This is a genomic window from Variovorax sp. P1_H12_2 (assembly GCF_056405335.1).
This window is the reverse complement of record NZ_JBFUCI010000004.1, coordinates 51,363-61,803: the sequence shown is the minus strand read 5'-3', so window position 1 is coordinate 61,803 and position 10,441 is coordinate 51,363. Positions and strand designations below refer to the sequence as shown.

Sequence of the window (10,441 nt, the reverse complement as noted above, 5' to 3'; positions counted from 1 at the left end):
TCAGGCCTCCCGCCGGGCCGCCCCAAGGGAGGCCTGCGCCCCCTTGGGGGCCTGCGAACGCATGTGAGCTTTGGGGGTCATATTTCTCTCGTGGGAGTGAGTGGACTCTTGTTCGTCGGGAGCTCCGGCGTCGACCGTGCGCAGCACGGTCTCGATCACGAAGTTTTCCCAGTGTGCGACGGCTTCCGGCGTTTCGAGGGGCTCGCCCAGGAAGGCCGTCAGCGTGTGCCGGTTCGACGTGTAGAAATAGCCGGTCGACGCGATCAGCAGGTACAGATCGCGCGCCGCCACGTCATCGCGGAACAGGCCTTGCTCGACGCCGCTGGCGAGGATCTCGTGGATGACCGTGATCGCCCGCGACGAATATTCGCGGGCCCGCAGCGACTTCGCGATAKGCCGGCCCTTGTGCAGGTTCTCGGTGTTCAGCAGCGTGACGAACTCGGGATTCTTGCGGTAGTAGCCGAGCACGAAGCGGATCACCGCGGTGAGCGACTCCACCGGCCGGGACGCATCGAGGTCGATCGCGGCCTCGGCATCGTCCATCCGCCGGTAGATGCCCTCGAGCACCGCGATGAACAGGCCTTCCTTGCTGCCGAAGTAGTAGTAGATCATGCGGTCGTACGACTTCGCCGCCTTCGAGATCTTCTCGACGCTGCCGCCGTCGAAGCCGTACTTCGCGAACACCTTGGTCGCGGCGCGCAGGATGCTTTCTCGCGTGGCCTGCGCAGAGGCCTCGCGCACGCCGGTGCGGCGCGTCGCGGGCTTGGGTGCGCTCTTGCGCGCGGCTGCCTTGGGCTCGGCCATCGCGGGCTTCTTGGCTACTTCTCGGCGAAGGCGCGTTCGACCACGAAATCGCCCGGCGTCGACGTGTTGCCTTCCTTGAAGCCGCGCGCCTCGAGGATGTGCTTGAGGTCGACCAGCAGGCCCGGGCTGCCGCACAGCATCACGCGGTCTTCGGCGGCATTGAGCGGCGGCAGGCCGAGGTCGTCGGTGAGCTTGTTGCTCTCGATCAGCTCGGTGATGCGCCCCATGTTGCGGAACTCCTCGCGCGTCACGGTCGGGTAGTAGAGCAGCTGCTTCTCGATCAGTTCRCCCAGGAYYTCGTGCTKSGGCAGGTGGTCGGTCACGAGGTCGTGATAGGCCAGCTCGTCGATCTGGCGCACGCCGTGCACCAGGATGACCTGCTCGAACTTCTCGTAGGTGTCGGGGTCGCGGATGATGCTCATGAACGGCGCCAGGCCGGTGCCGGTGCCGAACAGGTAGAGCCGCTTGCCCGGCAGCGTGTAGTCGRTCAGCAGCGTGCCGGTCGGCTTGCGGCCGACGATGACGGTGTCGCCGACCTGGATGTGCTGCAGCTTCGAGGTCAGCGGGCCTTCCTCGACCTTGATGCTCAGGAACTCCAGGTGTTCCTCGTAGTTCGGGCTCACGATGCTGTAGGCCCGCAGCAGGGGCTTGTYGTTGACCTTCAGGCCGATCATCGTGAAGTGGCCGTTCGAGAAGCGCAGGGCCGGRTCTCGGGTGGTCGTGAAGGTAAACAGGCGGTCGGTCCAGTGGTGGACGCTCAGCACACGTTCTTCGCTGAATGCACTCATGGTTTCTTCTCCGTCAGTAGGGGCGGCGCCTCTCGCAGCGCGACTTTCATGTAGTGAATGCTACATCAAAGTGGAGTGAATGCTACACAAGCTGCGCAATGACCGCAAGCTGCCCAGGGTCCGCGAGGACGCGCCATTCGCCAAGGTCTGCGACCTCCACGGAGATCGTCGCGCGCACCCGACCCGCCAGCAGGCGAAAATCCACGGAATGCACCGACACAGACTTCCGCAGATACCCATCCAGGCGCTTGGCGCTGCGGCCCTGGCAGCCGCCGTCCTGGCGGGCTGCGCCTCCTCCGCGCCATCGACGGCACCGGCGTCGGACCCGCCGCCCGGCCCGGCCGCAACCGCCCGGCCGGCGATGCCGCCCCCGACCCCGAAGCCCACGGGCGCGGACGATGCGACGCTCCAGCAGGGATTCGGACGCTGGGTCGCGGACTTTCGCGCCAGCGCGCGCGAAGCGGGCATCAGCGAGGCGACGCTTCGCGCTGCGTTCGACGACGTGCACTACCTGCCGCGCGTTGTCGAACTGGATCGCGCCCAACCCGAATTCACGCGCACGGTCTGGGACTACCTCGACAACACCGTGACGCCCCAGCGCGTCGCGCTGGGCCAGGACAAGCTGCTGCAGGTTCGCGCCGAAGCCGATGCGGCGGCCGCGCGCTACGCCGTGCCCCCCGGCATCGTGGTCGCCATCTGGGGCATGGAGAGCAACTTCGGCAGCAACTATGGCAGCACCCCGACCATCGATGCACTGGCGACCCTGGGCTTCGAGGGCCGCCGCGAGGAGTGGGCGCGCCGTGAATTGCTCGCGGCGTTGAAGATCCTCGACCGGGGCGACATCGACCGCGATCACATGATCGGCTCCTGGGCAGGGGCCATGGGCCAGACACAGTTCCTGCCGTCGAATTTCCTGGCCTACGCGGTGGATGCCGACGGGGACGGCCGGCGCGATATCTGGGGCAGCATGGCCGACGTCACGGCCTCGACGGCCAACTTTCTCTCGAAGTCGGGCTGGAAGGCGGGCCAGCCTTGGGGCGTGGAGGTGCAGTTGCCGACGGGCTTCGACCACGGCCGTGCGGACGCTGCCGTGCGCCAGTCCAGCGCGCAATGGGCCGCCGAGGGCTTGCGAAGCGCGGACGGCCGGCCGTTGCCGGACTTCGCGGACGGCTCGATCCTGCTGCCCGCGGGTGCGCGTGGCCCCGCCTTCCTGGTCGGACCCAATTTCCGCGCGATCCTGCGCTACAACAACTCGACCAGCTATGCGCTCGCGGTCGGTCTGCTTTCACAGCGGCTGACCGGCGGCCCCGGCGTGCAGGCGCCCTGGCCGCGCGATCTGGCGGCGCTTTCGCGCACTGAGCTGCTGGAGCTTCAGACCGCCTTGAACCAGCGCGGCTTCGCCGCCGGCACGCCCGACGGCATGATGGGGCCGGCGACCCGCGACGGGATTCGCCGGTACCAGCGCAGTGTCGGCCTGCCCGCGGACGGCTTCCCGAGCGCGGCCGTGCTGCAGCGCTTGCGTGAGCCTTAGGGCATGCGGGTTCCGGCTACAGCGCACCCGCCGGCCTGTCGCCGCGTTCCGAGAGTTTTCGCTCCAACGCAGCCATCCCGGCAGGGACATTGAGAGATGCGCCGTTGGCCTCCATGCTCAGCCCCAGCGCATGCAGGGTGCGAAAGAGATGGTGTTCCCTGCATTGCTCGCCCATCTGCCCGATGCGCAGAATGTTGAGTCCGAACGACCCTGAGATCTCCACCTTGTGCGTGCTCGACATGTGGCTCCGGACGCGGTCCGCCGCCACGGCGGCGGGCACGTTGATGCCAACCACCGAGTTCAGGCGCGAGGGTGCCTCGACCAGCAGCGTCAGGCCCATCGCTTCGATGCCGGACTGGAGCGCTTCGGAACAGACGCGATGGCGCCGGAAGCGGGCGGACAGGGTCTCTGCGCAGACCAGGCGGAGTGCCTCGTGCAGCGCGAGGATGCCCGACACCGGCGCGGTGTAGTGGTAGGAGCTCTGGTTCCAGAACTTGTCCGCCAGCTTCGCGTCCAGACACCAGTGCGGCAGGGTGTCCTGTCGCCGTTCGATCGCCTCCCAGGCGCTTTGGGAAAACGCAAGCAGCGAAACGCCCGGGATCGACGACAGACCCTTCTGTCCCCCGGTGATGACGGCATCGATCTGCCAGTCGTCCATCTCGAGCGGCATGGTGCTCAGCGTGCACACGGCATCCACGATGACCAGGCACCCATGCGCCTTGGCGAGTCGTGCGATTTCCTGCAGTTCCCGGTTGAGGACCGTATTYGAAGTTTCGCCCTGGACAATGGTCAGCACGTCGTACTTGCCGGTGCGCATGCGCGCTTCGACCAGAGCGGGCCGGGCGCTGGCGTTGTCCTCGACTGGGAGGACGTCGACATGGCCGCCCACCCGGCGTGCCATCTCCGCCATGCGCTGGCTGAAAAAGCCGTTGGTGACGCTGAGGACGGTCGTGCCCGGCGCCACCAGGTTGGTGATGGCCATTTCCATCGCGGCCGAACCGGGACCCGCCACGCCCAGGACATGCGGCGAGGCGGTCTGAAACACATAGCGGCCCATGTTCTTCACCTGCTCGATGACCTTGCTCATGGTCTCTCCCAGGTGATTGATGACGATGGAATTCGCATACGCGACGCGATGGGGAATCGGCACGGGGCCGGCGCCCATCATCAACAAGGGTTCGTCCGGCAGGATGCTTTCGAGAGGACTGATGTGCGGGGGAGGCAGATACGTCACGAGTTGGCTTGTGGATGGTTGAGGTGCAGTCGCAGGAATTGCGGGCAGCGGAATGCGCATGGCAGTCTAGCCGTGGCACCRCCACGCGTGCTGGAATTCAGCGTCATTCGCAGGTCGACTTGAGTTCGATGTCGGCCCCGCACTTCGAGGCCCGTCTCTGCCTTCAGTTCGTTCAGCGCACGCTGCAGTTGCGGGGCTACGGGCTCGCCTGCAGCATCGCCGCCATCTTCTGATGGATCAGATTGACCGCCTTCAGGGGCCGCAGCATCACCTTGAACTCGGTGATCCTGCCTTCGTCGTTCCACTTGATCATGTCGACCCCGTTGATGCCGATGCCGTCCAGCTCGAGCTCGAACTCGAGCACCGCGTCCCGCTCTCCCGTGAGCTCTCGAACGTAGCGGAACGAGGGGTTGAAGAAGACCTGAAATGCGGCGGCGAGGTACTTCTTCGTGATGGCTTTTCCGACTTGCGGCGTATGGACCACCGGTGAATGGAAGGTCGCGTCGTCGGCAAGAAGCGCGTCGAGTCCTGGCGCGTTGCGTTCCCTGACGAGTTGATGCCAGGCGGCGATCGGGCTGGATGTCATGAATGGTTCCCCCAACATTGCGGATGAGGCCGCGACTCTGCCCCGGACCGGCCGGAAAGACAAGCGCCGCTCAAGCGGGCTGGGCGGTCCGCGAGTGGTCTTTCCCCGGCTTGGCTTCCAGCACCTCGCCCAGCACGCGAACGCCCGCATCGACGGCCGCCGCCGGCACGCTGCCGAAGCCCAGCACGAGGCCGTTGTCGCTGACCGGCGTGATCGCGAAGCGGCCGATGGGCGAGGTGGTGACCTGGCGCAGGTCGGCGTCGTGCGCCGCCGCGGTCTCGGACACGTGGGCCGGCAGTCGTGCGATGGTGTGCAGGCCGCCGTGCGTCGGCACGATGTCGAGCAAGCCGGCCAGGCGCCGCTGGCAGGCTTCGGCCAGGGCCTCGTAGCGTTCCAGGTACAGGTGCCGCATGCGGCGCAGATGGGCCGCGAAATGCCCCTCGTCGATGAACTCCGCCACCACCGCCTGGGTGTGCGACGGCACGCCCTGCAGGAAGTGGCTCATGATCGTGCGGAAGGTGTCGACCAGGGCCRGCGGCGCCACCAGGTAGCCCAGCCGCAGCGCGGGAAACAGCGATTTGCTGAAGGTGCCGACGTAGATCACCAGGCCGGTCGTGTCCACGCTCTTGAGCGTCGGCAGCGGCCGGCCGCCGAAGAAGAACTCGCCGTCGTAGTCGTCCTCGATGATCCAGGCGCCCGCCCGCTCGGCGGCATGCAGCAGCGCGAAGCGGCGCTCCAGGCTCATCACGCTGCCCAGCGGCTGCTGGTGCGAGGGCGTCACGAAGGCCAGCCGGAAGCGCGGCGCCAGGCGCAGGCCCTCTTCGACGCACAGGCCTTCGTCGTCGACCGGCACCGGGACCAGCTCGGCACCGGTGGCGATCAGGCTGTTGCGCGCGCCGATGGCGCCGGGGTTCTCGAACCAGATCTTGTCGCCCGGATTCAGCAGCGTCGAGCCGATCAGGTGAAACGCCTGCTGGGCGCCGCCGACGATGAACAGCTGCTCCGGGTCGCAGGTGATGCCGCGATTGGCGCGCAGGTGCGAGGCGATGGCGCGCCGCAGTTGCGGCGATCCGTTCGGGTCGCCATAGCCCATCAGCTCGTCGCGCCCGCCGCGCAGGTACTTGGCGGACAGGCGCGCCCACTGCGCGACCGGGAAGGCGTCGAAGGCCGGCAGCGCCGTGGTGAAGGCGCGTGCCACATGCGGCAGCCGCTGACGCGTGCCGAAGCGCTGCACCGCCTGCGTCATCACCGTCGACAGCACCGGCGACGCTGCCCGGAGGGCCGCGGCCTGCGATCTCGCGGGCATCGGGCGGCTCGCGCCCAGGGCGGCGCTGACGAAGGTGCCGGCGCCGGTGCGCGACTCGACCAGTCCTTCGGCGGTGAGCCGGTCGAACACCTCGATCACCGTCGTGCGCGACACGCCGAGGTCGCGCGCCAGGGTGCGGCTGGCCGGCAGGCGGTCGCCGGCCTGGAAACCGCCGGTCAGGATCATCTCGCGCAGCGCCACGCAGACCCGGGTGCTCACCGGCTGATGGGACGAGGGGTCGATGCGCAAGGACAGCAGCAGCGATCCGCCGGCACGTTTGACCATCGCGTCTCCTGATTGTGGTTTTCAAAATGGTATCAGCCAAACATCAGAATGGACCTGTCTCCAAGGCCACTTCACGCGGACCATCCGGCTTTTCTAGTCCCGGCACAGGCACGCAGCTTCATGAAGATCCAGAAGATCGAGACCTTTTGCAACCTGCACGTCGGCTTCGTGCGCGTGACCGCGGAAGACGGCGCGCAGGGCTGGGGCCAGGTGTCGCCCTACAACGCCGACGTCACCGCCCAGGTGCTGCACCGGCAGGTCGCGCCCTGGTCGCTGGGGCAGGGCGGCGAGGACCTGGATGCGCTGGTCGACCGCATCGCCGAGCGCGAACACAAGTTTCCCTGCGCCTACCTGTACCGCGCGATCGGCGGCCTCGACACCGCGCTGTGGGACCTGCGCGGCAAGCGCGAAGGCAGGAGCGTGTGCGAGCTGCTGGGCGGCACGCCCGGCCGGCTGCGCGCCTATGCCTCGTCGATGAAGCGCGACATCACGCCCGAGGACGAGGCCCGCCGCATGCTGCGGCTGCGCGACGCGCACGGTTTCGACGCCTTCAAGTTCCGCGTCGGCGCCGAATGCGGGCACGACGTCGACGAATGGCCCGGCCGCACCGAGGCCATCGTGCCCACGATGCGCCGCGCGCTGGGCGACACGGCCGCGTTGCTGGTGGATRGCAACAGCGGCTTCTCGCCCGCGCGTGCGATCGAGGTCGGACGCCTGCTGGAAGACCAGGGCATCGAGCACTTCGAGGAGCCCTGTCCCTACTGGGAGCTCGATCAGACGCAGCAGGTGCGCGAGGCGCTGAAGCTCGACGTCACCGGCGGCGAACAGGACTGCTATCTGCCGATGTGGAAGCACATGATCGCCACGCACACGGTGGACATCGTCCAGCCCGACGTCTGCTACGTCGGCGGCCTCGCGCGGACCCTGCGCGTCGCTGCGATGGCGGCGCAAGCGGGCCTGCCGTGCACACCGCATAGCGCCAACCTGTCGATGGTCACGGTGTTCACGATGCACCTGCTGCGGGCGATACCCAACGCCGGCAAGTACCTGGAGTACTCGATCGAGGGCCCGGACTACTACCCGTGGCAGGAGGGCCTGTTCGTGCACGCGCCGTACGAGGTGCGCGACGGGCATGTCGCGGTCCCGGACGAACCCGGCTGGGGTGTCGAGATCGATCCCGAATGGCTGGCGCGGTCGCGCTACCAGGTGTCGGAGCGCGCCGCGTGAACGCCGGGCTCCAGGCGCTGGTGCGCGAGGCACAGGCCAACGGCCGCATTGCCGACCTGCCCGGAGAGCACTTCATCGACGGCCGCTTCGTGCCCGCGGCCCGCGGTGGGCGCATGGAGACCTTCGACCCGGGAACCGGCGAGGCCTTCGCCTCCTTCGCGGCCGGCGATGCCGACGATGTGGACGCCGCGGTGCGCGCCGCACAGGCGGCCCTGCGCGGGCCGTGGCGATCCATGACGCCGGCCGAGCGCGGCCGGCTGCTGTGGCGCATCGCCGGGCGCATCCGCGCCTCGGCCAACCGGCTGGCCGTGGCCGAGACCCTGGATTCCGGCAAGCGGCTGTCCGAGGCGCTGGGCGACGTGGCCGGCGCCGCCGCCACCTTCGAGTACTACGCGGGGGCCTGCGACAAGCACCAGGGCGACAGCATCCCGCTGGGCACCGACCACCTGGCCTTCACGCTCAACGAACCGGCCGGCGTGACGGCGCACATCATCCCGTGGAACTACCCGCTGTCGACGGCGGCGCGCGGCATGGCGCCGGCGCTGGCGGCCGGCTGCACGGTGGTGGCCAAGCCGGCCGAGCAGACGCCGCTGACCGCGCTGATGCTGGCCGAGCTGTGCGCGCTGGCCGGGCTGCCGGCGGGGGTCTGCAATGTGGTCACCGGCACCGGTGCGGCAGCCGGCGCGGCACTGGTCCGGCATCCGGGCGTGCAGCACATCAGCTTCACCGGCTCGGTCGCGACCGGCATCGACGTGATGCAGGCGGCGGCGCCGCACGTCACGCGGCTGGTGCTCGAACTGGGCGGCAAGTCGCCGGTCGTGGTGCTGGCCGATTGCGACATCGAGCAGGCGATCGAAGGCGTGCTGGGCGCGATCTACGAGAACGCGGGGCAGATCTGCTCGGCGGGCTCGCGCCTGGTGATCGCGCGCGAGATCCACGAGGCCTTCGTCGACCGGCTGCAGGCGCGCGCGCAGGCCATGCCGTTGGGGCACGGCCTGCGCGACTGCGGCATGGGGCCGGTGAGTTCGCTGGCGCACCGCGAAAGAATCGCGGGCTACGTGGACCGGGCTCGCGAACGGGGCGTCAGGGTGCGCACGGGCGGGCAGGCCTGCGCCGATCCGCAGACCGGACGCGGCTGGTTCTACCCGCCCACCATCCTCGACGACGTGCCGGCGATGGACGAGGCGGTGCAGCAGGAGATCTTCGGCCCGGTGCTGGCGGTGCAGGTGTTCGACGACCTGGCGCAGGCGGTGGCATTGGCCAACGGCACGGCCTACGGCCTGGTCGCAGGCGTCTACACGCGCAGTTTTGCGGCAGCGCACCAATTGGCGCGCGACATCGATGCCGGGCAGATCTTCATCAACGAGTATTTCGCGGGGAGCATCGCGGTGCCGTTCGGCGGCAACAGGCGATCGGGCTTCGGCCGCGAAAAAGGCCTGGAAGCCCTGCGCAGCTACAGCCGGATCAAGTCCGTGGCGGCAAGGATTTCCTGAATGGAACTGGTATGACGAAGTTTCGAGAATGGCACTGTCCGGCCGACCACCCGGTTTCTAGACTGCGCCACGATGGGGGAACACCGTGCAAGATCGACTGACAAGGAGTGAAGCAATGAAGAGCCCTTTGATTCGCAGGCGCCTGACGCTGGGAGCGCTGGCCGTGATGGGCGCGTTGCTGGCGCACCCGGCCGCCGCGCAGCAGCAACTGACCATCGTGTCCTTCGGCGGCGCCTTCCAGGAAGCGCAGATGAAGGCCAAGTGGGCGCCCGCCGCCAAGGCCCTGGGCATCACGCTCAAGGAAGAAACCTACACCGGCATCGCCGACCTGCGCCTGAAAGCCAAGGCCGGCGCCGTGACCTGGGACATCGTCGGCAGCGGCGCGGGCAGCGCCGCGCGCGCCGGTGCCGAAGGCCTGCTGGAGCCGATCGACTACAAGACAGTGGACGTCTCGACCTTCGGTCCCGGCCTGGCGTCGGAGTTCTGCGTCGGCGGCACGGTGTTCTCGAACGTGTTCGCGTTCAACACCAAGACCTATCCGGACGGCCATCCGCAGCCGCAGACCTGGGCCGACTTCTGGGACGTGAAGAAATTCCCCGGCAAGCGCTCGTACCGCAACGCCGTGGCGGGCTCGCTCGAACCGGCGCTGATGGCCGACGGCGTGCCGCCCGAGAAGGTCTATGAAGTGCTGTCCGCCCCGGGCGGCATCGAGCGCGCCCTCAAGAAGATCAAGGAGCTCAAGCCCCACATCGCCGTCTGGTGGTCGTCGGGTGCGCAACACGCGCAACTGATGAAGGACGGCGAGGTCGACATGGTGACCGGCTGGAACGGCCGCTTCGACGGCGTCATCAAGGACGGCGGCAAGGTCAAGTACGGCTACAACCAGGCGATCCTGGACGTCGACTGCTATGCCGTGCCCAAGGGGGCGCCGAACCAGGCGCTGGCCATGAAGTTCCTGAACGAGATCGGCAAGCCGCAGTACCAGGCCGAACTGGTGAAATTCATCAACTACGGGCCCACCAACAAGAAGGCCTTCGAAGGCAGCGCGATCGATCCGGTCGTGGCCAAGGGACTGCCCACTTATCCGGACAATGTTTCGAAGCAGATGCTGCTCGACGCGGGCTGGTACCTGAAGAACGAGGCCCGGGCCGCGCAGCTGTACCAGAACATGCTCACCGAATAGCGCT

General features: G+C 68.0%; 9 protein-coding genes. 4 read left to right on the top strand and 5 right to left on the bottom strand.

Features of this window, described 5'->3' with window-relative positions; genetic code table 11:
• Positions 1 to 804, bottom strand: a complete 804-nt coding sequence (locus AC1D2K_RS01315; RefSeq protein ID WP_478085684.1) for a TetR/AcrR family transcriptional regulator — start codon at positions 802 to 804, stop codon at positions 1 to 3.
• A 14-nt stretch (positions 805 to 818) separates the two neighbouring features.
• Positions 819 to 1,592 (bottom strand): ferredoxin--NADP reductase, encoded by a 774-nt coding sequence (locus tag AC1D2K_RS01310; protein WP_478085682.1) that lies wholly within the window; start codon positions 1,590 to 1,592, stop codon positions 819 to 821.
• A 208-nt stretch (positions 1,593 to 1,800) separates the two neighbouring features.
• Between AC1D2K_RS01310 and AC1D2K_RS01305 the strand changes: the two genes are divergently transcribed.
• Positions 1,801 to 3,123 carry a lytic murein transglycosylase gene (locus tag AC1D2K_RS01305; RefSeq protein WP_478085681.1) on the top strand — a complete coding sequence of 441 codons (1,323 nt, stop codon included), beginning with the start codon at positions 1,801 to 1,803 and terminating at the stop codon, positions 3,121 to 3,123.
• Between the two features lie 16 nt (positions 3,124 to 3,139).
• On the opposite strand, the gene AC1D2K_RS01300 is transcribed toward AC1D2K_RS01305, so the two are convergent.
• The 3 genes from AC1D2K_RS01300 to pdxR form a co-directional block, all read right to left on the bottom strand.
• Positions 3,140 to 4,291, bottom strand: coding sequence for a pyridoxal-phosphate-dependent aminotransferase family protein (locus AC1D2K_RS01300; protein ID WP_478085689.1), 1,152 nt, complete (start codon positions 4,289 to 4,291; stop codon positions 3,140 to 3,142).
• Positions 4,292 to 4,553: 262 nt separating this feature from the next.
• The gene (locus AC1D2K_RS01295; protein ID WP_478085680.1) at positions 4,554 to 4,943 is read right to left on the bottom strand and encodes a nuclear transport factor 2 family protein; all 390 of its coding nucleotides are present in this window, start codon (positions 4,941 to 4,943) and stop codon (positions 4,554 to 4,556) included.
• Positions 4,944 to 5,013: 70 nt separating this feature from the next.
• Positions 5,014 to 6,534, bottom strand: coding sequence for a MocR-like pyridoxine biosynthesis transcription factor PdxR (gene pdxR / locus AC1D2K_RS01290; protein WP_478085678.1), 1,521 nt, complete (start codon positions 6,532 to 6,534; stop codon positions 5,014 to 5,016).
• Positions 6,535 to 6,654: 120 nt separating this feature from the next.
• Between pdxR and AC1D2K_RS01285 the strand changes: the two genes are divergently transcribed.
• The 3 genes from AC1D2K_RS01285 to AC1D2K_RS01275 all read left to right on the top strand — a co-directional run bounded on the left by AC1D2K_RS01285 (position 6,655) and on the right by AC1D2K_RS01275 (position 10,437).
• On the top strand, positions 6,655 to 7,761 hold the full coding sequence (locus tag AC1D2K_RS01285; RefSeq protein ID WP_478085677.1) for a mandelate racemase/muconate lactonizing enzyme family protein: 1,107 nt from the start codon (positions 6,655 to 6,657) through the stop codon (positions 7,759 to 7,761).
• Positions 7,758 to 9,254, top strand: coding sequence for an aldehyde dehydrogenase family protein (locus AC1D2K_RS01280; RefSeq protein WP_478085676.1), 1,497 nt, complete (start codon positions 7,758 to 7,760; stop codon positions 9,252 to 9,254). The genes AC1D2K_RS01285 and AC1D2K_RS01280 overlap by 4 nt, the downstream gene beginning before the upstream one ends.
• A 115-nt stretch (positions 9,255 to 9,369) precedes the next feature.
• Positions 9,370 to 10,437, top strand: a complete 1,068-nt coding sequence (locus AC1D2K_RS01275; protein WP_478085674.1) for an ABC transporter substrate-binding protein — start codon at positions 9,370 to 9,372, stop codon at positions 10,435 to 10,437.
• Positions 10,438 to 10,441: the final 4 nt, after the last annotated feature.

Excerpts from the sequence above, each read along its gene's own strand:
- AC1D2K_RS01305 (WP_478085681.1), top strand. The coding sequence starts at position 1,801 with ATGCACCGACACAGACTTCCGCAGATACCCATCCAGGCGCTTGGCGCT.
- AC1D2K_RS01295 (WP_478085680.1), bottom strand. The coding sequence starts at position 4,943 with ATGACATCCAGCCCGATCGCCGCCTGGCATCAACTCGTCAGGGAACGC.
- AC1D2K_RS01275 (WP_478085674.1), top strand. The coding sequence starts at position 9,370 with ATGAAGAGCCCTTTGATTCGCAGGCGCCTGACGCTGGGAGCGCTGGCC.